A 26,664-nucleotide genomic window follows, 5' to 3' on the forward strand; every position below is an offset into this window, starting at 1 on the left:
AACAAAATCGGGCCGACGGAATACCCGTTCAACTCATCTCGCGAAGTTATTTCGATAGCTCCATAGGATCTTCCTTGCAGCAGAACATGCAACTGAAAAAAGCACGGGCAAGCACACTGCTACGGCGTTACCTCTTGTCCAACTGTTCAAAATTCCGTTCTTAAGCATTCACGCCTACAGCACCAATAGCCAGTTCGGTAACCAACTTGATACTGGATACCAATTGGTCAAGCTGAAAATGCGGCTGCAGATGAACGACGCAGGTGAAAAAACCTGGACGCCCCAGCTTCTCGCGCACCTCGACTTTGCTACCCGCTAATGGGTAGCGCGCTTTAAGCTCGGCCGAGTCGGAATCGCTGGTGATGGTGTATTGATTGAGCCAGTTTTGTAGGAATGTCTGGCAGTCGATGGCGTTGGCAAAGCTACCGACTTTGTCGCGTCCCATGACTTTGATGTAGTGCCCAAAACGCGACACGCACAGCATGTACTGAAGCATTGCCGATAGACGCGCGTTGATGTTGGCGATCTCGCTGCCGTAATCGGCAGGCTCATGCAGCGAGCTATTGCTGTAGAACACCGAATGTTCGGCGCTGTGATAACTGCACAGTGGAATAAAACCTAAGTCGCTTAGCTCGCGCTCCAGGTAGTCATCGATACGAGCATTAGTGGTCGGGCGAGCGGCAATCCCTTTGGAGTCCATGTCGTACGGGGCATAGGTCATGCCTCGCACGACGCCACCTTCGCCGAACTCGTGAATTCCGCCGCGAATGTCGGCAAACCAGTTGGTGTTGGCGAATGCTCGAATTAATACACCGCCGAAAGCATAACAAGCGTTGCCCCACAGGTAGCCGGCATTACTCTCGCTGGATTCGTTGTACGGGAAATGCTCAGCACGCGTGCCGTCATCGCGATACGGTACGCGCATCAGTATCTGCGGCAGTATCACGCCGACAAAGCGCGAGGTTTCCTGCTTACGCAATGCACGCCACTTGATGTACTCCTGCTGTTTAAAAATGGCCTGCATATCCAGCGGATGACCCAGCTCATCGAATTCATCGACGCCAAACAACTCACGGCTGGCGTTGGTGATGAACGGGCACAACGCCGCTGTCGCGATTTGTGCCACCTCGGCGATGACATCGACATCGTTGGCAGTAGCGTCGGGACGCGGGCGATGGGAGATCTGATAGTCGCCCAGTAGAACGCCGAACGGTTCGCCGCCCGGCATATCGAATTCTTCGCTGTAGACGTGCCGAAAGAGTTGGCTTTGGTCGAACTCGATAGCACGCGTGACATCCTTTGCCAGTTCTCGCCAACTCAGATCCAGTAATTTGATCTTGACCGTAAGGTCTTCGTCGTAGTCGGCTTGGGTCTCAACAAGGTGATGCAGCCCACGCCATGAAGCCTCCAGCTGTTGAAAGCGCGGGTGGTGCAGTATTTGATCCAATTGACGTTGAATGAGCTTGTCGATGTCCAGAATGGCGCGATCGACGAGATCCAGCACACGTTCTGGGGCTACACGGTTGCGCTCAAGCCACACCTTGACTTGGTGTCCCGTGGGCACACCGCGCGGAAGGCTAACCAGGTACTGGGCCAGCGATCCATTTGCAGCGGCCGGAACCATTTTCGTTCGTTGTGTAATCAAAGCCTCCCTTCCCTTGAATTATTCTTTTACGTTTTTTTTATTGAGTCGTCGAACACTACTGCTCTTTATTCAAACTATCGAGCGTATTCTCAAGCTTGGTCTCCTTCCCTTCTATTAGCCTGCTGCCGTCGCAATGGTTCGCCGCGTAAAGCGGGGAAGTCTGTTCCTTAAGAAGGAGAACATACTCGCCCGACGTTTTCCAAGATAATGCGCAATTAGTGGCGCTAAGGACAGCAACTTTAGTCGCATTTTTACCTTTCCAAGTCTTGCGCACCTTAGTCGTATCAATAACTCGCCACTCTCACGAGTTTTTTAACTTGTGCCGTAGCCGAATATTATCGGCCAGCACAATAAGTAGAACTACCGCAGGAAACGTCGTGAGTCCTTCTTTGCCCAAGAAGTGCCAGATGGCCCAGCCGATCAGCGCAGAGCCAATCACTGCCGAAAGAAGTAAAAGTTGATCTTTCATACCGCCACCGCTTTATCCGCGTTACTTAAATACATCTCCGTTTCCCAAATACACACTGCAAAGAATCGATGCTGAAAAGACGATCGCCCGGACGGGCTCCGGGCGATCGGATGACAACTAGCCACCCATCTCCGGAATTCTGGCGACCATACGCAACGAGGTCGTCAGCTCTTCCATTTGCAGCCAAGGCCGCAGCCACGCTACGGCGTTGTAAGATCCCGGGCTGCCCGGAACCGGCTTCACTTCGATCTTGGCTTCACGCAGCGGATAGCGGGCGCGCATATCCTGGCCACCCTCTTCGCTAGCGTTGACGTAGTTGTTGATCCAGCGATTGAGCCAGTGCGCCATATCTTCGGCTTCCATAAAGCTACCGATCTTGTCGCGCGCCATCACCTTCAGGTAATGCGCGATACGCGAGGTTGCCATCAGGTACGGCAAGCGCGCGGAGATCGCCGCGTTGGCGGTGGCTTCCGGCCGATCGAAAACTTGCGCCTTCTGCGCCGTCTCGCCGCCAAAGAATACGGCGTAATCGGTGCTCTTGTAGTGCGACAACGGCATGAAACCCAATCCACTGAGCTCGGCTTCGCGACGATCGGTAATCGCGATTTCCGTCGGGCACTGCATATCGATGTCACCATCGTCGGTCGTGGTCAGATGGACCGGCAAATTCTCGACGCGACCGCCGCCTTCGGCGCCGCGAATCGCTGTACACCAGCCGTACTCGGCGAAGGCATTTGTCAAGCGCGTGCCCAGCACGTAAGCCGCATTCATCCAAGCGTAGTCGTCGTTTTTCGGCGGAGTGCCGTCGTTCATTTCTTCGAAATTAAAGGCTTCGACCGGCTTGGTCGCTGAGCCGTATGGCAAACGCGACAACACGCGCGGCATGGTCAAGGTGACGAAACGCGAGTCTTCGGAATCGCGGAACGAACGCCACTTCACGTATTCGGCCGAGTCAAAAATCTTCGCTAGGTCACGCGGCTTGGACAACTCGCTCCAATTATCGAACCCGAATAAGGCCGGATCGGAAGCAGTCAAGAACGGACAAAACGCCGCCGCCGCTACGTTCGACATGCTGTTGAGGAACGCCATGTCGTCCGGGTGATTGCCGAACATGTAGTCGCCGATCAAGGCGCCATACGGTTCGCCGCCGGGCGTGCCGAACTCGCTCTCGTAGATCTTCTTGAAGACTTGGCTTTGATCGAACTCGACTGCTTTCGCGAGATCTTTACCGACTTCGCCCTTGCTGGCGTTGAGCACGCGAAGCTTCAGCGTGGTGCTGGTTTCGGTATTCGACACCAGATAATGCGCACCACGCCAGGTTCCTTCGAGGCGCTGAAATTTCTCGTGATGCATGATCTCGCGTAACTGGTTGCTGATCGCCATGTCGATGGTCTCGATGGCTTTGCGAAACGTTACCGTGAGATTTTTATTCCAGGTGACCGTGCCTTTCAGCGCTTGCTCGGTCAACGCCTTCAACAGCGACTGCGCCTGTTCGGCGTCGGTTTGTTTGGTGGCTAGAAGAGCCTGCTCCAGCAAGCTCGGCGATGTTCCGGCGGCGGCTGTCTTCGTCGTTTCTACTGCCTTACTCATGATTTGTTCTCCTTGTCTGCTTCCGCACCCACAGCCTTGGCCAGCTCGCTCAAGTCGCCTTGATTGGTCAACACGCGCTCGATAATCCGTTCCAACTCTTCCGAACGGTCGGCCTTGGTCGACAAGTCGCGCAGCTTGTTGCGCGTTTCCATGAGCTTGCGCAACGGCTCAACTTGATTCACGACCGCCGCCGGATCGAAATCGTCCAGCGAATCGAATTTCAGGTTGACCTGAAATTCACTGTCGTCACCCTTCAACGTGTTTTTTACCTTCAAGCTGAGGCCGGGCGTCATGCTCTTTAGCACTTCGTTGAAATTGTCCCGATCGATCTGGACAAAGCGACGATCCTTGAGTGAACGCAGCGGCGCTGTCGAGTCGCCGGAAAAATCGCCCATGACACCGACGACGAAAGGCAACTCTTTCTGCATGAGAGCGCCTTCTGTTTCAACATCGTAACTAATGTGAACTCGCGGCTTGCGCACACGATTGAGTTTTTTATGAATGCTTTCCATCGTCTAAGTCCTTAGGAAGGTTAATGGATCCTTAACGCCAGAACGCTTCTCCCTGGCTGTTGAAGGAGGTCTTATTTCTCTACTTTGCGCTCACGAATTCCGGTTAAGGTCTGATACTTGTTCCGGGCGCTCTCGTCCGGTAGCAACTCTCGCATTAAGTCAGGCAACGACAGCTCACTCCAATAAACAGCCTGCTCGATGGCGTAGGAAATCGGTGAATGCGGCTCGGTGCGACGAAAAAAATTAGCGGCACTGCGCAGCGACTTAAGCGCTGCTTCCCGATCCTGGATCAGGCCGCTATTCAATCCGACATGACCGCCTGCGGTTCCGTTACTTGCGTTCATATCGCCCTCCCCGTCATCCGCTATCACCAAACGACTGCCAGCAAGGTAAATAAGCGTCTGGTGACTCGCGTTAAGCGTTTCATAGATTTTGCCGGTCGGCTGCGGATCGCTCTGGCAATATTTATCGACGGTCGCGCGGAATGCTTCATACACCGCTAACGCCGCGCGAATGTCCGTCTGTAACGTTTGGAAAAATGGCGTCGGTGTTTCAACGACAGCGCGATCGATATCGTCTTTGGAAACAGCCCCTTGCTTGTAGCGCGCCTGCCGCTTATTCGGGTCGGAGATGCGCGATACTTCCATTGCCTGCTCGCATTGCCAGACAGCGAACGGCCCGCAAGACGCGCCTTGGGTAATGGGAATCGCTTTAAGGGGAGGAATTAACGCACCATCGCCGCCGAAGCCGTTCAGACCGATTAACGGCGCCAACTGAGTAGCGACGCCTTCTTCATCCGGCAGCGGATAAAGCGTTTCGCCGTACCGCTCGATCAGCTGGTTAGCGAGATTGAACCCGACGGCAACGCCTTTAAAACCATCGCGCCGCACCAACGCTTCGATGAGCCACGAGGTAACTTCGATATCTTTGGCGGAACTGGTGAGCAACGTCGGCGCTACATCGAGAATCGGCGCCCAATCGGAAACATTGACGTAGCTCGCCACCCCTTCGGCCAGCGCACTACGTTCTCTATTACGGGCTTGAATGCGGACTTCGCGTAAACGTTGATAAGCGGATTCGGCTGAAATGTTCAACCGTAGATCAACTCCCGCCGGGTTTTCGGCGGAGATCGGCTTAAGCAATGCCTCTACTTCTAACAAGGAACTACCCGCCACGAGCTCTCCCTCGCGTATTCGTTTTTGTTGTGCCCTTCGTATGGACCCCGTATATCACAACATCGAGATTCGTCAAATGAAAAACCTCCGAACATGCAGTGGTTGCTGACTGACGGTATATAACCGCGTTCGGACGAATAATTTGCCGATCGACGTTTTTATTTTTTTGGAGGGAGCACAACACAATAGTGCCGCGTGACTGAACGGTGGTAACTAACGCATCAGTAGCGTTGCTGCCGGAAACTCCCCTTGCAACGCTGAAAGCAGGGACTGCCATATGTCTGTCGATATCCATATTGTTGTTGATAGTGGCTTCCCGTTTATCGTCAAGAAGCCGGCCTCCCTAACCCAATTCAACGCGCACGGATTCTTGCGGGCTTGATGAATAGCGGCAACCGACTAAAGTGCCTCGTTCGTCTTAGACGTGTGATGTATAGAGTTCAGACTCTCACCAAGAAGTGGCGCGTAATTTGCGCGACGGACAAATGTTGCTAGTTGTTGCAGAGAATACGTGCGATTCGTTTCAATTGGTTTAATATGCCGCCTAAAGATCCGTTTAAAAAAATAAAGATCATGAATCTTGAACTCAAACTCATCCGAAAGGGAGTCTGGCCGACTGGCCAAAAAGCCAGCGCGACGTTCGATCAAACGGGAGGCGCCATTGGGCGTGACGACAGTTGCCGCTTTATACTGCGCTGCAAAAATGGATTGGTTTCTCGGCTACACGCAAAAATCGATTTCCGTGACGGGCGTTTTTATATCCACGGCACGAGCACCAAGGGGGTGTTTTTAAACCACGCCAAAAAATCGATCGGAAAGAACGGATTCGCACCACTTGAAGATAATGACATTATTACTGTGGGCGATTTTGAAATGAAGGTTAGGCTAATCGACGATATGAAAACGACAACGCTACCCTCCTCTTTACCCGCAAGAAACACCGCGGAGTTCGGACACCCGAACGATCATTTCAATCCGCCGAAACCGTTGATCCCGGAACACTGGGAGCTCGACTTATCGCGCAGATCGCAGACGCCGGCAGACGTCGTCGCCGACAAGGCGCCCATCGATTTCAGCAACGACCAACAACGCCATGCGATCGATGCGTTGCTCAGAGGTTTAGGCCTCGAGGGATCGTTAACCGCGGAATCGATCAAGCCGGAAGCCTTGGAGCTGATCGGCCAGTGCCTACGCACGACCCTCAGCAACCTACTGAACCTACGCGACAGTCAAGCGGAAATGGAACGCCACTTATCGACCGCGCCGCAAACACTGCCGGCGATAAAGCCTGAATTACAGCCCCTGGGAGACATTCGCAGCGTCGATGAACTCCTCGAGCGCCTAATGACCAGCTACGACGGCGATTCGATTTTCGAAGGTCGCGAGATACTGGAAAATCTTCATAAGATGATCGAGGGGCAGCACGTTTTCATGGTCGAAAGCCTGACCAAGATCTCCGACTTCGTCGCCGACCGATTCTCTCCGGAGCGCATTGAATCGCTCTATAACAAGGCCGTTACGAACCTAGAAAAAGAATCGTTTATGAACCGACGCCTGTCGCGACGCCTCAATCCGAAAGCCAGCAGGTGGGATTTCTTCCGAACCCACTTCGACCGGCTGCGTAAACAGTCGTACATCACGTCGCGCCATTCGTTTGAGAAAATATTTTTGGCTGTATACGCTAAGCGGCTGCGAGATGCCCCGCGACCCCCAGCGAATACCGGCGAGGAAAAGCGCTCCGAACCAGCCGTAACAACTAACTAACCGAAGGCATTCGCCATTAACGCACTTCAATATCAGCACCGGCCGTCGAAAATAAATCGAGGATTGGCGGTAACCGGTTTGTTGCTCACCTTGCTCTCCAGTGGTTGCAGCGCCGTCACGTACGTTTGGGCCGCTTACGACAAGGTAACGATCCAGGCGACGCAAGAGGTGAATCCGGACAAAGCCGGCCGCCCCTCGCCCGTTCGGGTCAAGCTTTATGAACTATCGACGCGCACCGTCTTCGACAACTTAGATTTCGAAGGCGCCTTTAATAAGGGCACCACGCTACTGGGCGACCAGTTGTTATCGCAGGCGGAATATATGTTGCAGCCCGGGGAATCCGTTACCCATCAAGTCGACTTAAAAGAGAAAGCAGCGTTCATCGCCGTGCTAGCGGCGTACCGCGACATCGATAGCGTGCGCTGGAGTCGAATTTACGAAATCAAAGACTACAACCACGCCAGCCATACCGTGACGCTGACGAAAAACGGCGTGGTCTTAGGCGAAGTTACTCCTGAAAAAAAATCGGACTCGACAGTTAATCCTCAGGAAACCGTCGATCGCGTGAAAACGGCCAAAGAGCCGCCGAGCACTCCAAGTGCTCCTAGCGTTCCAAGATATTAGTGGGAGCGGCAACGACATGAATGGCGACAAGAAACAACATCTCGACCCCCAACTATCGTTCATGGCATTTCCGGCGCCAGATAGAGAGACTCTCTGCTGCGACGAAACGCGAGCAGAAAAATCCGCTGACCGTCTAGAATCGCTCAACCTACGAAACTATTAGCCTATCTTATGAGCATCAATAACAAAGTCGCTTGGCTCGAAAGTCAATTCCTGTTTCCGCAACACTTCCAACAACAGGATCGCTATTTTGAATCGCGCATCGAAGCGCGCAGCCAACCGATACGCCCTTATGTGTGGGGCTTCACCCGCTTACAAATAGACAACAACAATCTCGTCAAAGGCGACCTCGGCATAGTTACCGCACAAGGCATCATGCCGGACGGTACACCGCTCGACCTTCCGCATCACGACACGCTGCCGGCGCCGTTGCAGGTACCGCGGCAAGCGAAGAATTTGTTGATCTATTTAGTGTTGCCGGAATATCAGCCGGGCGCTTGCCTACTGGAAACGAAGAACGCCCAATCGAACAATCAGACGCGCTATCGCCTGCAAGAAATGGACGTGTACGACTACTGCGGCGGCAACACCGCGGTCGAGCGCGTTGAAACGGCGGCGCTACAGTGTCGCTTGGCATCGGAAAGCGAAGAGCTCGGCGGCTTCACCCGTCTGCCGATCGCACGCGTGCAGGAAGTGACGCAAGAAGGCGCCATACTGTTGGACAAACGATTCATTCCACCGAGCATCCGCATCCGCTCGAATCCGGAGCTCAACCACTACCTGCAGGACACCCTCGGCCGACTGCAAGAACGCGGCGACGCGCTCGCGCAACGCTTCATTGCCTCGCGCCAAGTCGGCGGCTCAGCGGCTATCGCCGACTTCATGCTGCTGCAATTGGTCAACCGCTTCGAGCCACGCCTGCGTCACCTCGACAGCGACGAATCAGTGCACCCTGAGACGCTTTATCAAGAGTTGTTGGGCCTTGCCGGCGAGCTGGCAACCTTTACCACCATGGGCAAACGCCCGCTGCCCACGCCGGCTTACTGCCACGAGGATCTGTACACCTGCTTTCAACCGCTGATGGACAACCTCGGTCGCCACTTGAGTGCCGTGCTGGAACGGACCGCCATTCCGCTGACATTGGAACAGCGCCAATACGGCATCCGCGTCGCCCGCGTCACCGATCGTTCGCTGTTGCACCAAGGCCGGTTCGTGCTCGCCGTCAAAGCCGATGCATCGACCGACGATGTTCGCGACCGCGTCCCAACCCACATGAAAGTCGGCACGGTCGAGACCATCCGCGATTTGGTTAACAACCAGCTGCCAGGTATCGAGCTGACCGTTCTGCCAATAGCGCCGCGAGAAATTCCGTATCACGCAGGCTCAGTTTATTTCGAGCTCGGCCGCAACAGCGACTACTGGCAGAAGCTCAAGCAGTCGGGCGGTTTAGCGCTACATGTGACCGGCGATTTTCCGGGACTCGATATTAATTTGTGGGCGATACGGGAATAGTGACGGGTTGAAAACAACGAATACCCCCTCTCCCCCTTGGGGGAGAGGGTTGGGGAGAGGGGGTAAGCTTCGATGGCGTTGCTTCCCTCTCCCCTAGCCCCTCTCCCGTAAGCGGGAGAGGGGAATAAAAGATGAGTCAGTAGATAACTATCTAAGTGAATTTCGATTAACCGATCTTGACGCTTCGTTGTTTCAGCAGTGAGAGGAATGGCGCAACAAGTGTGAAGATTATTAAAGCTAAAAAACACAGGCAGCGCGAAGTATAAAAATTAAATCGCGCTAACAATCGCGGAAACAAACCGCGCGAATACTACGCTCCGCCACTCAAGCGGAGCGAAGGAAAGGGATGGAAAACGATAACGTCACTCGCAAGCCGAGACCGGGACACCGCGGTGATACGGCGGCGGAAGTGAATCCGGACGTCGAACGTGCGGCGAGCAAGCCTCGCCCCGGCGGCCGTCCCCTGCCCGTTGCGCCGACGCCAGCGGAAAATTTCGACCCGACGCTGGTCAAACCGCGTCAGGTTGCACCGCATACGCCGATTACGCTGAGCGATCCGCCGAAATTCAAACAATCGGTGTTGGTCGATGCGGCATCGCAGTTGCTCTCGCTCACGCCGCAACTACGTTACCTCGACAGCCAAATCAATGTGCCGCAGCTTCACCTACAAGCGGTGCATTGCGTTAAGCGATTGCAACAAGTGTTGGCCGGCGCCGATCTGACGGAAAAAGTGCGGACCAATGCGAGTTACGTGCTATGCGCGCTGGTCGACGAAACCGTGCTCAATACGCCGTGGGGCGAGCACAGTACCTGGAGCCAAAAAACACTGCTCAGCGTGTTTCATCACGAAACCTACGGCGGTAAACGATTCTTCGACATCTTGCGCGAAGCGCTGGACGGGCCGCGTCGGGATTACGATTTTATCGAGTTGCTCTACTTGTGTATGTCGTTAGGTTTCATGGGCAAGTACCGCATCGACCCGCAGGGCAAAGTTCATATCGAGCAACTGCGCGCCGATACGCACGCCATCTTGCAGGCCGGACGCGATCGCTACAACGAAACGTTGTCGGTCAACATCAAATCGGCGTCCGACATCAAACGGCAATTACACAGCTATCTACCGGTTTGGTTACTGACCGGCATACTGGCGCTGGCCGCCTTCGGCCTCTACACCCACTGGCTGCTCGGCCTCAATCAACGCACCGACCAACTACGCACCGAGCTGGCCTCGCTGGTTCCAGCGCCGGCGCAGCCGTTGCCGCAGGGTCGTGTTCGTCCCGTGGTCGTGCAACTGCGTGAGCTGCTCGCGCCGGAAATCGCCCGACAGATTTTGCGGGTCGACGACTACGGCACGCGCATTACCATCGTGCTGCAGACGGAAGAGATGTTCACCTCCAGTCAAAGCGACATTCATGCGGCGTTCCATCCGATATTGGACAAAATCGCCAAAGCACTGGAAGCGATCCCCGGCCGGGTGACTGTTTCCGGCCACACCGACGATCGCGACATTCGCACATCGAGCTTCCCCTCCAATTGGCATTTATCGCTCGCCCGCGCCAGCGAGGTGACCAAATACATGAGCAGCGTCGCGGCGCTAACTGCACGTCTGATTCCGGAAGGACGCGGTGCTAACGAACCGATTGCCGGTAACGACACGCCGCAAGGGCGAGCGCAGAACCGACGCGTGGAGATTGAAATCTTCAATTCGAGTACTTAGCGACGGTAACAAAATGAAACAAGTATCGAGCCAACCGCTTCCCTCACCCCAACCCTTCTCCCGGGAGGAGAGGGGTTTTAAGCCCTTCTCCCCCCGGGAGAAGGGTGGGGATGAGGGAAACGTGGCACCGTATTTTCATTTTGTTACCGTCTCTTAGGCAAAGTTACAGCATGAATATTTAGTCGTCAGAAGAAAAAAGCGTGGAGAACCCCTTTGTTTAGACGTTTGTTCAGACGTTTTTTCGCCTTCCTGATGCAGCGCTGGGTGTTGGCGCTGCTGGTCATTATCGTCCTGGCGTTGCTGATCTGGTTCGTCGGCCCGTTGATTGCCGTCGCCGACTACAAACCGCTGGTCTCGCAAGTCGTTCGCCTGCTGATCATCGTTGCGATGCTTATCATTTGGGGGCTGACCAATCTGCGCCTGCGGACGGTGGAGACCAAGACCAATAAAGCGTTGGCGGAGAAAATCGAACGTAACGTCGACGACAGAGAAACGCCCCATTCCCCGAAAAGCGCGGCGATCACCGCCGATGAATCGATCTTGGGCGAACGCCTCAAGGAGGCGTTGCGTTCCCTCCAAAACGCCAAGCTCGGTCGCGGCCGGAAGCTCTATCAATTGCCGTGGTACGTAATCATCGGTGCGCCAGGTTCCGGCAAAACGACGACGTTGAAAAACTCCGGCCTGCGTTTTCCGCTGCAAAGTCAGCTCGGTGATGAACCCGTTAAAGGCGCCGGTGGAACTCGGTATTGCGATTGGTGGTTTACCAACGAAGCGGTGTTGATCGACACCGCCGGCCGCTACACCACGCAAGACAATCCGCAAAAAATCGAGAATCGTGCCTGGCTCGGTTTTCTGAACTTGTTGAAAAAGACCCGGCCCAAGCGGCCGCTCAACGGCATCATTATCGCCGTCAGCATCCTCGATGTTTTGCGCAAGACACCGACACAGCAAGCGCTGCAAACCAGCGCCATCAAACGCCGCATTCAGGAGCTGAACGAGCAGCTGAGCATGAATTTGCCGGTGTACGTAATCTTTACCAAGCTCGACACCATTGCCGGCTTCGCCGCGTTCTTTGCCGACCTCGAACCGCAGCAGCGCGAGCAAGTTTGGGGCATGACGTTCCCCATCAACATCAGCAAATCGGGTAAGGCCGGCAACACGCTGGCACAGTTCGATGCCGAATATCAGGCGCTCATCAGCCGCGCCAACGATCGCGTCACCAACCGCCTGCACAACGAACGCGACCCGCAACGGCGCACGTTGGCCTATGAATTTCCGCGGCAGATGCTTGGGCTGCAGAACCAAGTGCATGCGTTCTTGCAGAATATTTTTTCACCCAACCAATTCGAACTGACCGCGCTGTTGCGCGGGGTCTTTTTCCTGAGCGGAACCCAGACCAACGCACCGGCACAATGGGTAACGGGCGTTTTGCCGGTCGACCGTTGCACGCCGCCGGTGACCACCTACAGCGTCGATCCCAAAAGTTTTTTCATCAAAAATCTGTTCAGCAATCTCATTTTTGCCGAGGCCAACATGGCGTCGGCCAACACCCGCGCCGAACGCCGATTCCGTTGGGTCTACGCCGCTTTTGTGATCGCCGTCGTCTGCAGTTTCGTCGGCACGCTCGTGTTCTGGAAAATCAGCGAGCAACGCAACCTCGCCCACATCGACCGGATTTATGCCGACATCACCCGTTACCGCGAGCAAACCCACGGCGGCGTTAAATCCGCGGTCGACTGGTTGACCTTGGCTAACGGCTTGGACGTGCTCAAAGCGATGCCAACGGGTTACGACCAGGGCGACAAACGGCCGATGATGCTCATGGGCTTCGGTCTGTATCAAGGCGACAAGATCGGTGCGCAGGCGCGACTCACCTATCTCAAGATCCTCGAGCGCTTTTTCCTGCCGGCAGTCTCCGAGCAATTGCTGCAGCAAATGCGCGACGCACGGAACGATCAAGATGCGTTGTATCAGGCGTTGAAGTTCTACCTCATGCTCCACCAGCCGGAAAAAATGGACGCCAAACTGTTTGGCGCGTGGGCTGATGCGTTATGGCAACGCCAACTTCCGGGCGAACCCTATGCGCCGCTGCGCGAGTCGCTGAATATGCACCTACAAGTCGCGATCGCCCAACAGCTTCCGCCACCGGCGATCGACCAGCGCCAAGTCGATGCCGCGCGTGAAATATTGAACAAAGCGCCGCTGGAACAGCGGTTGTACCGCAACCTAAAGAACCAGCTGCTGCGCGACCACTCGCAACAGTTTGTCGTAGCCGACGTATTAGCCGGGAAAGCCGACACGTTGTTCTTTCGCCGCAGCGGTGCCCCGCTCACCCAAGGCATCCCTTGGCTATTTACCTACGAAGGTTTCCACACCGGCTTCAACTTGCAAACCAAGCAATTGGGCAAACGCTTGGCCGATGAACAATGGATCTACGGCGACTACGCCGCCAAGCTGTCGGCCGATCAGACCAATGAATTGATCGCGCTCGTCGAACGCCAGTATTTCAGTGAATACATCGATCGCTGGAAAGCGTTGCTCAATGACTTGGCGGTCAACTCGTTCAACAACGCCAACCGCGGCGGCGCCGTACTGCGCACGCTGTCGAGTAGCAGTACGCCGTTGCTGACCTTCCTAAAGAGCGTTCGCCGGCACACCGCGTTGAGCGAATTACCCGGCGTCTCCGATCAAACGAAGCAAGTGGCGGCAACCCTCGCGACCCAGGCAACGCCGAATCGGCTCACGCAGTTCGTGCCACTCGGCAACGACGTGAAAGTGCGCCTACCGGGACAAGTCGTCAGCGACGAGTTTCAGACGCTCAATGACTTCGTCAATAAAGACGGAGACGGCACGCCGATCCGGCAATTGCAGCAATCGCTGGTAGCGCTGAACGGATATTTCCAGAATTTGACCCAGACCGGCGATATCCAGCGCGCCGCCTACGATGCCAACACCAGCGCGGCCCAGGGCACCGACCCGGTGTACATGGTCTCGCGTGCCGTCGCCGATTCGCCATCGCCGGTACGAGAATGGTTCCAATCCGTTAGCGTCGACAGCAGTCGGGTGACGGCGACGGCGACGCAAGGCCACTTGAACTCGGTGTGGAGCAGCGAGGTCGTCAGCTTCTTCGACCAAGCCATCAAGGGCCGTTACCCGATCGATCCGGCGAGCGCCGTCGACGTCAAGCTCGACGACTTTACCGCCTTCTTCGGCCCCGGCGGCATTTTGGATCGGTACTTCACTACGAACATCAAACCGTTCGCCGATACCGATCGCGAGCAATGGCGCTGGCGCAAACCAGTCGGCCTGTCCGACAGCGCGCTGAAACTGTTCGAGCGCGCCCGTCGCATTCAGCGAGCCTATTTTGGGAGCAAACCCGGCGCACCGCAGGTTGGCTTCAAGCTAGTCCCCTATTCGCTCGACCGCGCCGCCAGTCGCGTACTGCTCCAGGTTGGCGATCAAAGCGTCGCCTATGAACACGGCCCGCTGCACACCAGCACCGTGGTATGGCCAACACCGGATAACGACAGCGCCAAAGTCGTGTTTACGCTGGCGAACAAAGGCACACCGATCAGCGCGCAAACGCAAGGTCAGTGGAGCTGGTTCCGGTTGCTCAACAAATACGCCACCCGTGAACGCGGCACTCAGAATGACGACTTCCTGTTGACGTTCACGGTACAAGGCGTCGAGGCGCGCTTCGAGCTAAGCCCGCAAAGCACGTACAACCCGTTTGCTAACAACGACGTCCAACACTTTACGGTGCCACGGCGGCTATGACGGACACGACTAACCCCTGCGGTCTGTTCGGTAAGGTGCCGCAACAAGCGGACTACGTCAGCCACCATCTGCCGGAGTCCTTCACCGAGTATTGGCATCACTGGCTGCAATCGGCAATGAGCGTCAGCCGCGAGCAATTGGGCGAGCGTTGGCTCGACTTCTATTTGACTAGCCCGATTTGGCACTTCGCCATTTCGCCGGGCGTCTTTGGCCACCAAGCGGCGGTCGGTGTATTGATCCCGAGCATCGATGAAGTCGGCCGCTATCTGCCGCTGACCGTGGCGCATGTACACGCGACCCATCAACCCTGGCCGGCCTATCTCAAAGGCGGCGATTGGTATCGGGCGGCACAGGATGTTGCCTTGAGCGCGCTCAACGAACAAACGAGCTACACGCAATTGATCGGCGCGCTCGAATCATTGCAGGCGCCACCGTTCCCGCCGGTGCCGTACTACGAGACGCAACACGCGAATCACGGTTTGGGCAAAGGCTACTGCGTCTCTGCGCCGGCCGATCAAGCCCGCGAGCAACTCACCGCGAGCTTGCTTGACGTCACGTACACGCGGTTACTCAACAGCTACAGCGTGTGGTGGACCGACGGCTCAGCGCATGTCGAACCTTGTTTGCTAATCAGCGCCAACCTGCCGGAAGCCGGGCAGTTCGCCGCCATGCTCGACGGCCAGTGGCAACGCTGGCACTGGTCGATCGAGCAGCGCGTCACACGAGAGGCGAATGGACGGTAACGCATCGAGCGTTCGTCATCGCATCTAACGACAATTTATCGATCAATGAAAATGAAAAGGAGAAAAACGCATGGGAGCTAAGCCGGCCGCCCGTAAGCATGTAGCGTGCGCTGTGCGCACGATTCGACGAAAATCGTGCGCACGGCGCACGCTACGGTAATTAATCAGGATTTCCCTAAAAAATCTTTGCACCACAAAAAGGACGAACGAAGGGTAAGGCCGCTGCTCGACAGCGGATCGTTCAAAACAAAAGCGAATAAGGAGGATAATCGACATGACCGCCGCACTTCCCACCCAAGCCAAGCGCTTGGTTCGTATCAAGACCACGCTCGGTGCCGACGCGCTGATCGTCAATAGCGCCCACTTTTCAGAATCGATGTCGGCGCCCTTTCGTTACCACCTCGATGTGTTCTCGGAAACGCATCTCCACCTAACCGCTAAAGATATGGTGGGAACACCGGTGACGATCGAGCTGGTGCGCGACGACAACACCTTGCGCCCGTTTCACGGCTACATCAGTTCACTACAGATTATCGGCGGCGCGCGCGAAGGCCAGCAGACGCACTATCAGATCGCCGTCGAATCATGGCTGATGTTCTTGCGACACTCGAGCGACTGCCGAATTTTTCAGAACATGAAGGTCGATGAAGTCCTGAAACAACTCTTCGCGAACGTGAAGCTCGCCAAGCATAAATTCACGCTGACGCAATCGCATGTCACCCAACCGTACTGGGTGCAATACAACGAGACGAGTCTCAACTTCTTCCACCGCCTATGCCAGCGCGAAGGGTTAAGTTATTACTTCACGCACAAAGACGGCGAGCACACCCTCAACGTGGTCGATTCTGCCGACAGCCTGCCCTTCCTCGATCCGTCGGCACTGAAATTGCAGCCGGGCACCGCCGCCCATGGGCATCTAACCAGTTGGATTCCCAGCAACCAATTCGTCACCGGCAAACACGTGCAACGCTCGTACAACTACGAGCAACCGCGCGACACGCTGACCGCGAACGCCACCGTCCCGGGCGACATCGCCGGGGTTGCCAACGTAACCGACGTCGAGCACTTCAACTACAGCGAAGACTACGACTACAGCAACGACGGCCAAGAAGAAACTGCCCGGCGCGCGCATCAACAAGCGGTCGCGGCGCACAACCTATGGCGGGCAAAAGGCGATTATCTGCACATCGCCCCGGGTCATCATTTCCAAGTGGTGCCGGTGCCGAGCAGCCCCAGCTTCGCCGATAACGGCAAAACCTTTACCGTCATGAGCGTCGCGATCCACGCCGACGACGTCAGCGGCACGTGCAGCGCCTCGTTCGAGGCAATTCCCCAGGGCTCCTTGGTCTTTGCGTCGGGCGATTCCTGCCGGATCCATAGTTTACAAACGGCCGTCGTCACCGGCCCCGCCGGCGCCGAGATCCACACCGATGCTTTTAACCGCATCAAGGTGCAGTTCCACTGGGACCGCTACGGCAAGAACGACGAGAACACCACTTGCTGGCTACGCGTCATGCAAGCCGTCGCCGGCCCCGGCTTCGGTGCGCATTTCACGCCGCGCATCGGTCAGGAAGTCGTGGTCGCCTTCGAGAACGGCAATCCAGATCGCCCGTTCGTGCTGGGCTCGCTGTATCACGCCGAGAACAATCCGCCCTACGCCGCTCAAAACGGTACCCGTAACGGTCTGCGCACACGCTCGACCAAAGGCGGCGGCGCGTCGAATTTCAACGAGCTCTACTTCGAAGACAGCAAAGGGGCCGAAGAAGTGTATGTGCAGGCGGAAAAAGATCTAAACGCCAAGGTCAAGAACAACGAGACCCGCAACATCGGCAACAACCAGACACACAAGGTGGGTAAGGTCGTGACCGTCGAGGCCGGCGAAAAAATCCTGCTCAAGGCCGGCGCCAGTACGATCGAATTGAACGCCGATGGCACGATTAAGATCAACGGCCAAACATTGGTCGAGGTGAAAGGCGGCACGGTCACGCTGAACTAGGAACGTCGAAAGATAACGACGACACAACAACGAGAGGGAGATCACATGTCCACTGTTATGCCAACCACGCCTGGCGTGTTGGAAGTTCTACCGTTTACGAGCCGCCAGCCGTCGTTTCATCCGCCGCTCGTGGTATATGGGCTAACCGAGCTCTGGGTGTTTACCGACGGTGCATTTACACCGAGTCCGTGGTTGCTGTTATTTCGCCAATCGCGGGCGATGCCGCGGGTTGACCACTTGCGTTACGACAGCCTCGCCCTAGCCGGCCGGCCACCCTTAAGCGGTGTCTATCGCCACTTCTTCGGCGATGGGGCCACGCCGCATACGAGTGGCTGGTCGGCGCTCACGGATCTTAATCGACTGCAAAATGCGCTCGATAGCGGCACGATTCGGCTGTATCGGTTGAATCGGCGCTTGCATGAATCGCGGTTGCATAACCCGCAGGATCCGCTGTGGGTCGACCCTCCGCAACATCTCTACGATGCCGCCAATCTGGACGACAACCGTTCGGCATTGATTCACGAGCTGGGGCTCACACTGCTCGCGCGCTGGCACGCGCGCGATCTCGACAACGGCGCGTTTTATGCGGCGTCGTGGAGCGAGCAACGCTTGATCGAAATTAAAGCCTCGTTCGCGGCGGCGCGTACCGGCGTGCAGGAAGGCGTGACCAGTCTTAAGCACTTGCCCCAGGAGTTGAAGGCGCTGGGGTCGGCGGCACTGACGCTGGCCGCCGATGTCGGGCGGGTCGAGCTCGATATTCTGGAGAAGATCGGGCATGTCGTGACACTCGACACCGAGGCGATGGCGAAAGATGTCGAAGCCTTGAACCGCGAGTTCGTGGCGCTCGGTATCCGTACTATCAAAAATACGCAAGAGCTGATCGCGTTGCTCAAGAAGGGACGCGATATGTGGAACCTCGTGTACACCGATCCCCTCGTACGCGACGCCTTGCTGTCTTACCTCGTCGGTTACACCCAATCCATCGGTCATATGACCGAGCTTAAGGCCGACAGCAAGTTCGCAGGCCGCGTGGTGTTCGAGGTGCTGTTGTTCGTCGCCGGCGGCGAGGTCATCGATGCCGTCAAGGCCGGTGTCATGGCCACACGCGCCGGGATGGCGGGTCGTGGCGCCGCCGCGGCGGCGGCCGAAGCGAGCCGGTTCATTGGGCCGTTCACGAAGCGCGCGCTGGGTTATGTGACGAAGTTGGCGGACTTGATGCAGGCGCGGAAGCTGAAGGCGGCGCAGGAGGCGGAAGCGGCGCGGCTGGCGAAGGCGCCGGCGAGTCAGGGGGCGCCGGCACGCGCGGCAGAATCCGAGGCGGCGGCGACGAAGGAGGCCGAGGCCAACGGGGGGAAGAATAAAAATGGCGAGGGATGTTCGGCGAATAGCAAGACTTGCCAAGGCGGCGAGCCGATCAGTCTCGTCACTGGCGAGGAGCTGCTAAGTCGCAACGACTTTACGCTGGCGGGTTTATTGCCGCTGACCTGGGCGCGCCACTACCGCACCAGCAATCCTGACGACATTGGCTTGGGTTATGGCTGGACGCACCCGCTGAGTGAACGACTCACGATCACGGGGGATCGGACGTATTACGAGGATGCCGAAGGTCGTCTCATTCCCTTTATTACGCCAACGATGGGTGGTGAAAGCAGCAATCGATCGGAACAGCTGACGCTGTGTTGCCCAGCGCCGAATCGTTATGTCATTCGTGCGAGCCAAGGGGGACGCATTGCGCATCATTTCGCCCAGGTGGGCGATGCCTATCGATTGACGCAGATTCGCGACAGCGCCGGCAACCATCTGGACCTGCACTACCCTGATGGCGTGTTGACGCAAGTCACGAGTGGCATGGGCGAGGCGTTGCGATTCGAGTACACCGACGATGCGCGGATCAAAGCTGTCCACAAGCATACGGCCGATGGTGAGACGACATGTCTCGTCCGATACGAGTACGACGCGCAACACGACCTGGTCGCAGCGTATGACGAAGTTGGTGCCTGCGAGCGCTACGAATACGTCAATCACGTCATCACCAAGCGCACGTTAAAGAGCGGTTACTCGTTCCACTTTGAATGGGATCAATACACCTCGAAGGCACGCTGCCTGCGCAATTGGGGTGATCCTATCGATGGGGAACCAACGTACGATTATCGGTTTGAGTGGGACCCGACCAATAAAACTAACTCCGTTATTGATACGCGCGGTGGACGACAGACGTACCAGTTCAACGACCTCGGCCTACCGGTCTATCACCGCGATGCCGAAGGAGGAGAAACGCGTTATGCCTATGATGCGGACGGCAAACTGATCCAGATCACGGATGTGCTGGGACATAGCGAGCGCTTCACTTATAACCAACGGGGGTTGTTGCAAACCCGCGTCGACAAAAACGGTCACCGGCACCAGTACCGCTACAGCGTTAATGGCCAGCCGGTCAGCTACACCGACCCGCAAGGTCACGTCTGGCAGCGGCAATACAACGAACACGGTCAACAAATCGCGAGTCTCAATCCGCTGGGTGAGGCGACTCGCTATCAGTACAACGCGCTGGGACTGATCAATGGAGTGACAGATCCGCTCGGTCGGCATACGCGGTATGTCTGGGATAATAAAGGACAGTTGACGGCGATCCGCGATGCCATGGGGCAACACACGCGCTATCGCTACGACGGCCAAGGGCGGTTGAGCGAAAAGGTGCGGCCGGATAACCAGCGCCTTCGCTACGAGTACGATGTGCGCGGGCGTTGCACCGCGGTCATTCAGCCGGACGGGACGAAGCGCCAATACCAATACAACAGCCTCGATCTACTCGAACAGATTACAGATGAGAGCGGTAAGCCGACGCGGTATGAGTACAACGGCTTGTCGCAAGTCACCCGCCGCATTGATCCCCTGGGCGAGGTATTGCGCTATCACTACGACGGCGAGCGCAATCTCATCGGTCTTACGAATGAGTCGGGAGAACGCTACCGATTACGGTATGACTTAAACGAACGCCTGATCGAAGAGATCGGCTTCGATCAGCGCCGTCAACAGTATCACTACAACCTTGCCGGCCACCTGATCGAACAGCGGGAGATGGGGAAGAAAGGCGCCCTCCTCACCCAAACCCAGTTCGAGCGCGATCCGATGGGGCGGTTGCTGGGCAGCGATAGCGGCGACAGCAGCACGCGATTTAGCTATGACCCGATAGGCCAATTAACCGCCGCCGACAACGCGCATCGGAAGCTGCGCTGGCAATACGACCCGGTCGGACGATTGCTCGAAGACTGGCAGGATGAGGCCAAGATCGAGCACCGGTACGACGCGGCGGGCCAGCGGATTAAAACCACCCTACCCGATGGCCAGATGTTGCGGTTTGAGTACGACGACATCGGCGGGTTCACGGGGCTGTATCGTAACGATCAGCTCATCGCGAACGTGGGGCGGGATCTGGCTGGGCGTGAGATCAACAAACGTTACGGTAATCACCTTGAGACGCACAGTGACTATGACCCACAGGGACGACTCATTGCGCAGCGCACGATAAAACTCGCGGGTGATGCCGTTGCGAATCATCCTACCGTCGATCCCTTCGCCATACGAAACTACCAGTACGACGCGCGCGGCCGGCTGACCGGGATCGATGATAATCGCCGGGGTGGGATTCGTTACCACTACGACGCGATGGATCGGCTGACGCAGGTTGACGGCCCAACGCCCGAAGCGCTGCTCCATGATCCGGCCAACAACGTGCTCGCGATGGCGGCGAATCGGGACGATGCCGATGCTGAAGCACTTAGCACGAAGGTCCAAGGTAATCGACTGCTGTTCCAAGGCGACACACATTATCGCTACGACCAACGTGGTAACCGCATCGAGGCGGCGCGGGGGAAAAACAAGAAGCTCAAGACACGCTATGTCTACAACAACAGAAACCAGCTGACCGATGTTGTCAAAAACGACGACCAGTACGTTACATTCCAATACGACGCGCTCGGACGGCGTATTAACAAAACGCTCGAAGGGAAATACACGACGCGCTATCTGTGGAACGGGGACGTACTGCTCCAGGAAACGCGGACCGAGAAAGCAGCGACGGAAGTAGAACAGGAAATCGCCCTTCCCGCTCGGACTTATCTGTATCAACCCGACACGTTCAAACCGCTGGCGCTCGTTGAGCAGGATAAGATCTTTTACTACCACTTGGATCATCTCGGTACACCGCTCGAACTGTCCAACGAACACGGCGAGATGGTTTGGGCGGTTAGCTATAAGAGTTATGGCAACCTTGCGATTAAGCATGAAGCGCAGATTGAGCAGCCGATTCGGTTTCAGGGACAGTATTACGATGAAGAGACAGGGCTGCATTACAACCGGTATAGATATTATGATCCCGGAATCGGCCAATTCATTACGCAAGATCCGATCGGCCTCAAGGGCGGCATTAACAGTTATCAGTACGTTCCCAATCCCACGGGGTGGGTCGATCCGCTGGGATTGACGGCGAAGGAAATCGCAAGCGTTTGCCCGAAGTCGCTTCCTAAAGGAATAGATTATGATGGAACCGTATATCGGTTTGAAAATCCCGATCGAATTAATACAACGTGGGATACCCATCAGTGGAATAAGGCCGCAAATCATCGATATACAGAGCCCGGTAGAAGCGGCGTATATGGTGCAACCTCTGCTAATACAGCGCATGCAGAAATTTCACACTATGGCGCACTGCAAGGCAGGGAGCTGGTTAGCAAACAAGTCCATGTCGAGAATGTCTTGGATTTAACAAGCCCTCAGGTAAGAGAGCAGCTCGGCGTATCTTTGGAAGATATAACAGCTGGAAACAGCTACGATGTTACCCACCAGTTGGGCCGCTTCGCTCAAGATAACGGCTATGGGGGTATTTTAGCCCCATCAGCTCGAGATTCAGCTGGTTCAAACTTAATATCCTTCTCTGGACTCTAAAGAACTATGAACGATCAGCAGTGGAATGATTATGCCTCCCTGTTCTTGCAGGAGTGGAAAAGCTCGGATATCAACGATCAACTTCTGGGCGTGGTCGGCGATAAATTACTAGCATCGGTAATAGCCTTTCATTTCGGTAAAGATGCATTGCATTGGCTGGATCGACCCGTCGATGCCCTGGGCGGTCGGAAACCACGAGAATGTTTGAGCACGACGAATGGAATCAAAGACCTAAAAGAAATACTTATGCGCATGCACTGAAACGGGAGCTCACGTCACACCCATCTGGCATCCGAGGAGATAAAGGGGTCGTATTAGCTATTGTATAGCTATTGAGCTATTGAGCTATTGGGAGCTGAGCTATTGTGAGCTGGAGCTATTGGGGACGCTACCCTTAAAACAATGACTCCCTCCCCGGGCGACATCGCCGGAGTCACCAACGTAACCGACGTCGAGCACTTCAACTACAGCGAAGACTACGACTACTATGCGCTGTTGATCGGGGCGGTGATCGCTGTGATTGGTTTTTGTTCTCCTGAAAAACGAAGATGAAAAGCTGCCTCATTTGTTGAAGGTGTTTTCAGAAGAAGGGACTGAACTCGCGGAGATCACGACACCGAAAGACTTTCAATTTTACTATCTGACAAAACATCCGGTGCTGGGCACCGCAATCGTAGGTGTAACGAATAATGCCATTGACGGGTGGCAAGATTGGCATTTTGGATATGATGCAAAAAAGAAGGCGCTATTCAGACACTCGCCTTCGTACTAAATATAAGCGGCTCTTCGCGCAATCGTGTGGGTGATTTTCGACCATTTTAGAGGACCGGCAACATGCACGTCAGTATCTTGAGCCGCAGGTATTCCTCGTCACGCAGACCGTAGGCGCGGCGCTGGATGACGCGGATCTTGTTGTTGAGTCCTTCGACGAAGCCGAGTGAGACTTTGTTCTCGGGTTCACAGTACACGGCGATGCCATCCCAATGACGATCGATCATCTCGGCGAACTTCTCGAAGGGTTCGAGTCGCTGCCACTTAAGGCTGGCGCGCCAATTCTCGAAGAAGCGCCGTGCCCAACCCTCGCGTTCGTAGCTCCACAGTTGGCCGAAGGATTCCTTGAGCAGGTAGGCGGTGTTCAATCGTTTGTTGGCGACCAACAAGTTCTTCAACGCTTTCCTGCCATCGAGATTCAAGTTCTCGCGGTGCGAGAGCAGCGTGTATTTCTGGCCTTTGATGTAGTGACGTTTCTTGCCGGTGAGCCTGGCGTATTCTTTCTTACGCACCTGATCAAGCGCCTCGTTCAAGTGGCGCAGGATGTGGAACTTGTCGAACAGGATCGCGGCCGCCGGTGCGCACTCGCGGGTTACGTTACGAAACGGCTTCCACATATCCATCACCGCCAGACGGAGTCGTTTTACCTTCTTTTTCCCGAGCCAATCGTAGAACTGACGCATGCTGGCCTCCTAGCGGTCGTCACCGCCAAACCAGATCGGACGGTGGCGCACGAGGTCACTTACGACGATGCGGTAGGTGTGTCCCTTGCGGATCGAGATCTCATCGATGCCGATGGCCTTAGGTGCTGGGGTGCCCATGCGTTTCAACTGTTCACGCATGTACTGCTTCTCCAGTTCCTTGATCGTGTGCCAGTGGAGCTTCAATTCGTGCGCCACGTCCTTGATGCTGGCGGTGCGACAGCGTCGCCCGACGAACCAGGCAAACCGCTTGGTGTAAAACGGATTGTCGGCCAGGAAGTCGAGTCGCTCGCGTTTCACCTTGCGGCAACGCCGACAGAAGACGCGCCGCACCTCGAATTCGAGAGTGACCCGCATATCGGCGCAGCCGAGATCGCGCACCGATCGCGACGTGCGATCGTACCAACCCGCGTGCGATCGCCCGCAGGCGCCACAACCTGTTTTTTTGAGCGCCGAGTGAGCGTGATGACGCGTGCCGTCGGATCACCGAAGACACCGCGCACCGTCGAAATATCGGGGACGCTTCCCTTAAAAAACGCCGTCAATACATTTTCATCGTCGCTCAACGTCATCGGAGGAAAACAAATGCGCGTCGTTGCGTTAATTCTTAATGCCGTCTTTCTGTGCTTGACCTTGCTGTTGGCGATGCAACGGGTGGTATGGCCGTTGCTGGCGGACGGAACGCTGTGGCTTTGGCTGTCGGGAGGTCCGTCGGCCGAGTTGGCGCAGTCTATGTTCTGGCTGGATATCCAGTCGTTGAATTTCCTTAGCTGGCTGTTCTTGTTGTTACCGCTGGTATATCTACTGGTGCTGGTCTATCTCGCGCGCCGCCGCTGGTCGCGTCTGCCCTATGTCGGCAGTTATGTGTTGCTGGTCGTGGCCGTGTTCCTGACCGCGACCGAGGTCGTGATGATGGCGACTGGAAGCCGGACCGGCGGCGACGTGGCGATGCTCGCCGGGGCATTGGTCATGGCGGCGACGACCTGGGTCAGCGGGCGCTTGCTGAAAGCGTTCAAGCCGACGCCGGCGGTGGCCTAGCGGAATCGCTTACCCCCGGTCGCCGGCCCCACGAAATGGGGTCTTGCACTGCAACATATCGGCGCCGGCATCATGCGGGCGTCGTTGGTTTGCAGCTTTGGAATTGTTGGTGGAAAAGTGTCTTAACGAACGAGGCCACTTCTCTTTGACATGCTTAAATCCGATTACAAGCTCGTAGAGTCGCGAGATTATTCTTTCGATACAGCCTTGATAACATCGATAAATGGCAACGAGCTATGCCATATCAGCTTATAGACGACACACTCAAGGCAGCTCGATCAATTTCGATAGAGCTTCCTGATGGTCCTTATGGTCGGCCATCTGATAATCAATACACCAAATATATCCAACAAAGCCGATTGGGAAATGGAAGATTGGAAATTCATTATTGTAGGTTTGGAGTATCTGCTGCAGTTTCAGAAACAACCGATGGAATACGTCGACATTATGTGCGACGCCATCATACAGAAAAGAGGAATGTCATTTTCTGTTCCGGAAACTTTAGCTGCTCTATCTGACGTCAAAAAAGCCGACGTAGATATCGCAACGTTACTTCCCCAACCGCATTCGGAGGCGACGCTGCGTGAATTTTTTGCAGCGTTGGAGGCGAAATTAATCGAAACGAACTCATCGTCTTTGTTGCCGCCTCTTTAAAAAGAAAAGACGGGGTCATGAACAAGAGTGACGCTGCTAAAAAATTGAAATATTTAGTGGAGAAATATTTAGTTAACGACCCAGATCGAGCTTATCTGGGCAGCATCATAGACGACCCGCAACGCCCGCTTCCAATAAGAGGCGTATTAGACCACATGGGAAAGTACCGGGGCCAACCGTATACGGTCGACGACAGAGGGCTTATCGATGAACTTTTATATCACTACGGTTGAGAGGATGAACTTGGTCCAGAGGTTCGTATCTGGCGGAATTGCTATGTGGGCATGCATCGAATGGCAAATCGTTAAAGCAAAAAAGCCAAATAAATTTTTCTTCCTCGTTTCGCATGACCCAAAAATTAGGAGTTTTTAAATGAGCAATCTACTGGAGGCTGCCTTGCAGCTTGCCCTAGTCGCACACAAGGGGCAGAAGGACAAAGCGGGCCAACCCTACATTCTCCATCCACTACGACTAATGCTTAAACTTCAGCATGAAAATGAAAGAATCGTGGCGCTGTTGCACGACGTCGTAGAGGACAGCAACATTAGCTTGGACGATCTGCGTAGGCATGGATTTAGTGATGATCTCGTCGCGGCGGTTGACTGCTTATCGCGCAAAAGTGGCGAATCCTATGATGACTTCATCCAAAGGATTTCGAATAGCCCTTTGGCGATAAAAGTAAAGATAGAAGACCTGAAGGACAATTTGGATTTGACGAGGCTAGATGACATTCACGAAAACGATTTGTCTCGTCTAAAAAAATACCATGTGGCGCTGAAGTATTTGCTGCAACAAGAACGAACAACGCCACCGCTACCGCTACGATAACCATCACAACGAAACGACTCTGCTGATGTCACAAGTTCGCGAACTCCGGCAACTCGAACCACCCTCCTCTCTCGATACGAGCAAGGCTGGCGAAAGCTATTCCGCCGACGCCATCGCTTGCCAAAACGGCGAACCAACTAATCTCCTGATCGGCGAAGAACCGTTAAGCCGCAATAAAATAACGATGCTCAATTGAGACGAAGA

21 protein-coding genes are annotated in these 26,664 nt (G+C 55.5%); 14 read left to right on the forward strand and 7 right to left on the reverse strand.

Annotated features, from left to right (window positions below):
- Positions 1 to 160: 160 nt before the first annotated feature.
- The 5 genes from tssC (HY308_11915) to tssA all read right to left on the reverse strand — a co-directional run bounded on the left by tssC (HY308_11915) (position 161) and on the right by tssA (position 5,391).
- On the reverse strand, positions 161 to 1,624 hold the full coding sequence (tssC, locus tag HY308_11915; GenBank protein ID MBI3898984.1) for a type VI secretion system contractile sheath large subunit: 1,464 nt from the start codon (positions 1,622 to 1,624) through the stop codon (positions 161 to 163).
- Between the two features lie 322 nt (positions 1,625 to 1,946).
- Positions 1,947 to 2,114: a hypothetical protein gene (locus tag HY308_11920; GenBank protein ID MBI3898985.1), complete on the reverse strand. Its 168-nt coding sequence runs from the start codon at positions 2,112 to 2,114 to the stop codon at positions 1,947 to 1,949.
- A gap of 117 nt (positions 2,115 to 2,231) precedes the next feature.
- A complete protein-coding gene (gene tssC, locus HY308_11925) occupies positions 2,232 to 3,704 on the reverse strand; it encodes a type VI secretion system contractile sheath large subunit (protein MBI3898986.1) in 1,473 nt (490 codons plus the stop codon).
- Positions 3,701 to 4,216: a type VI secretion system contractile sheath small subunit gene (gene tssB, locus HY308_11930; GenBank protein MBI3898987.1), complete on the reverse strand. Its 516-nt coding sequence runs from the start codon at positions 4,214 to 4,216 to the stop codon at positions 3,701 to 3,703. The genes tssC (HY308_11925) and tssB overlap by 4 nt, the downstream gene beginning before the upstream one ends.
- 71 nt (positions 4,217 to 4,287) lie before the next feature.
- Positions 4,288 to 5,391 carry a type VI secretion system protein TssA gene (gene tssA, locus HY308_11935; GenBank protein MBI3898988.1) on the reverse strand — a complete coding sequence of 368 codons (1,104 nt, stop codon included), beginning with the start codon at positions 5,389 to 5,391 and terminating at the stop codon, positions 4,288 to 4,290.
- A gap of 537 nt (positions 5,392 to 5,928) precedes the next feature.
- Here tssA and HY308_11940 point away from each other — a divergent pair.
- The 10 genes from HY308_11940 (at position 5,929) to HY308_11985 (ending at position 23,020) form a co-directional block, all read left to right on the forward strand.
- Positions 5,929 to 7,155, forward strand: a complete 1,227-nt coding sequence (locus HY308_11940) for an FHA domain-containing protein (protein ID MBI3898989.1) — start codon at positions 5,929 to 5,931, stop codon at positions 7,153 to 7,155.
- Positions 7,156 to 7,218: 63 nt separating this feature from the next.
- Entirely contained in the window at positions 7,219 to 7,779 is a 561-nt protein-coding gene (gene tssJ, locus HY308_11945; GenBank protein ID MBI3898990.1) for a type VI secretion system lipoprotein TssJ, read from the forward strand.
- A 171-nt stretch (positions 7,780 to 7,950) separates the two neighbouring features.
- Positions 7,951 to 9,291, forward strand: coding sequence for a type VI secretion system baseplate subunit TssK (tssK, locus tag HY308_11950; protein MBI3898991.1), 1,341 nt, complete (start codon positions 7,951 to 7,953; stop codon positions 9,289 to 9,291).
- A gap of 346 nt (positions 9,292 to 9,637) precedes the next feature.
- A complete protein-coding gene (tssL, locus tag HY308_11955) occupies positions 9,638 to 11,008 on the forward strand; it encodes a type VI secretion system protein TssL (protein ID MBI3898992.1) in 1,371 nt (456 codons plus the stop codon).
- A 213-nt stretch (positions 11,009 to 11,221) separates the two neighbouring features.
- Entirely contained in the window at positions 11,222 to 14,785 is a 3,564-nt protein-coding gene (gene tssM, locus HY308_11960) for a type VI secretion system membrane subunit TssM (protein MBI3898993.1), read from the forward strand.
- The gene (gene tagF / locus HY308_11965; protein MBI3898994.1) at positions 14,782 to 15,528 is read left to right on the forward strand and encodes a type VI secretion system-associated protein TagF; all 747 of its coding nucleotides are present in this window, start codon (positions 14,782 to 14,784) and stop codon (positions 15,526 to 15,528) included. Before tssM ends, tagF begins: the two co-directional genes overlap by 4 nt.
- 274 nt (positions 15,529 to 15,802) lie before the next feature.
- Positions 15,803 to 17,524 carry a type VI secretion system tip protein VgrG gene (gene tssI, locus HY308_11970; GenBank protein MBI3898995.1) on the forward strand — a complete coding sequence of 574 codons (1,722 nt, stop codon included), beginning with the start codon at positions 15,803 to 15,805 and terminating at the stop codon, positions 17,522 to 17,524.
- Positions 17,525 to 17,569: 45 nt separating this feature from the next.
- Positions 17,570 to 22,468 carry an RHS domain-containing protein gene (locus HY308_11975; GenBank protein ID MBI3898996.1) on the forward strand — a complete coding sequence of 1,633 codons (4,899 nt, stop codon included), beginning with the start codon at positions 17,570 to 17,572 and terminating at the stop codon, positions 22,466 to 22,468.
- A 6-nt stretch (positions 22,469 to 22,474) separates the two neighbouring features.
- Positions 22,475 to 22,729 (forward strand): DUF2384 domain-containing protein, encoded by a 255-nt coding sequence (locus tag HY308_11980; GenBank protein MBI3898997.1) that lies wholly within the window; start codon positions 22,475 to 22,477, stop codon positions 22,727 to 22,729.
- Positions 22,730 to 22,870: 141 nt separating this feature from the next.
- Positions 22,871 to 23,020, forward strand: a complete 150-nt coding sequence (locus tag HY308_11985; protein ID MBI3898998.1) for a hypothetical protein — start codon at positions 22,871 to 22,873, stop codon at positions 23,018 to 23,020.
- Positions 23,021 to 23,286: 266 nt separating this feature from the next.
- Here HY308_11985 and HY308_11990 read toward each other — a convergent pair whose 3' ends face one another.
- Together HY308_11990 and HY308_11995 are read right to left on the reverse strand one after the other, a co-directional pair.
- Complete coding sequence (locus HY308_11990; GenBank protein MBI3898999.1) at positions 23,287 to 23,922, reverse strand: transposase; 636 nt, start codon at positions 23,920 to 23,922, stop codon at positions 23,287 to 23,289.
- 9 nt (positions 23,923 to 23,931) lie between these two features.
- The gene (locus HY308_11995) at positions 23,932 to 24,297 is read right to left on the reverse strand and encodes an ISL3 family transposase (GenBank protein MBI3899000.1); all 366 of its coding nucleotides are present in this window, start codon (positions 24,295 to 24,297) and stop codon (positions 23,932 to 23,934) included.
- 108 nt (positions 24,298 to 24,405) lie between these two features.
- Here HY308_11995 and HY308_12000 point away from each other — a divergent pair, with 108 nt between their 5' ends.
- The 4 genes from HY308_12000 to HY308_12015 all read left to right on the forward strand — a co-directional run bounded on the left by HY308_12000 (position 24,406) and on the right by HY308_12015 (position 26,656).
- Positions 24,406 to 24,978: a hypothetical protein gene (locus HY308_12000; protein ID MBI3899001.1), complete on the forward strand. Its 573-nt coding sequence runs from the start codon at positions 24,406 to 24,408 to the stop codon at positions 24,976 to 24,978.
- Between the two features lie 300 nt (positions 24,979 to 25,278).
- The gene (locus tag HY308_12005) at positions 25,279 to 25,632 is read left to right on the forward strand and encodes a hypothetical protein (protein MBI3899002.1); all 354 of its coding nucleotides are present in this window, start codon (positions 25,279 to 25,281) and stop codon (positions 25,630 to 25,632) included.
- A gap of 372 nt (positions 25,633 to 26,004) precedes the next feature.
- Positions 26,005 to 26,460, forward strand: coding sequence for a GTP pyrophosphokinase (locus HY308_12010; protein MBI3899003.1), 456 nt, complete (start codon positions 26,005 to 26,007; stop codon positions 26,458 to 26,460).
- Positions 26,461 to 26,485: 25 nt separating this feature from the next.
- Positions 26,486 to 26,656, forward strand: a complete 171-nt coding sequence (locus HY308_12015) for a hypothetical protein (GenBank protein MBI3899004.1) — start codon at positions 26,486 to 26,488, stop codon at positions 26,654 to 26,656.
- Positions 26,657 to 26,664: the final 8 nt, after the last annotated feature.

This window comes from Gammaproteobacteria bacterium (genome assembly GCA_016199745.1).
In the GTDB taxonomy this organism is placed as follows: Bacteria; Pseudomonadota; Gammaproteobacteria; order Acidiferrobacterales; family Sulfurifustaceae; genus JACQFZ01.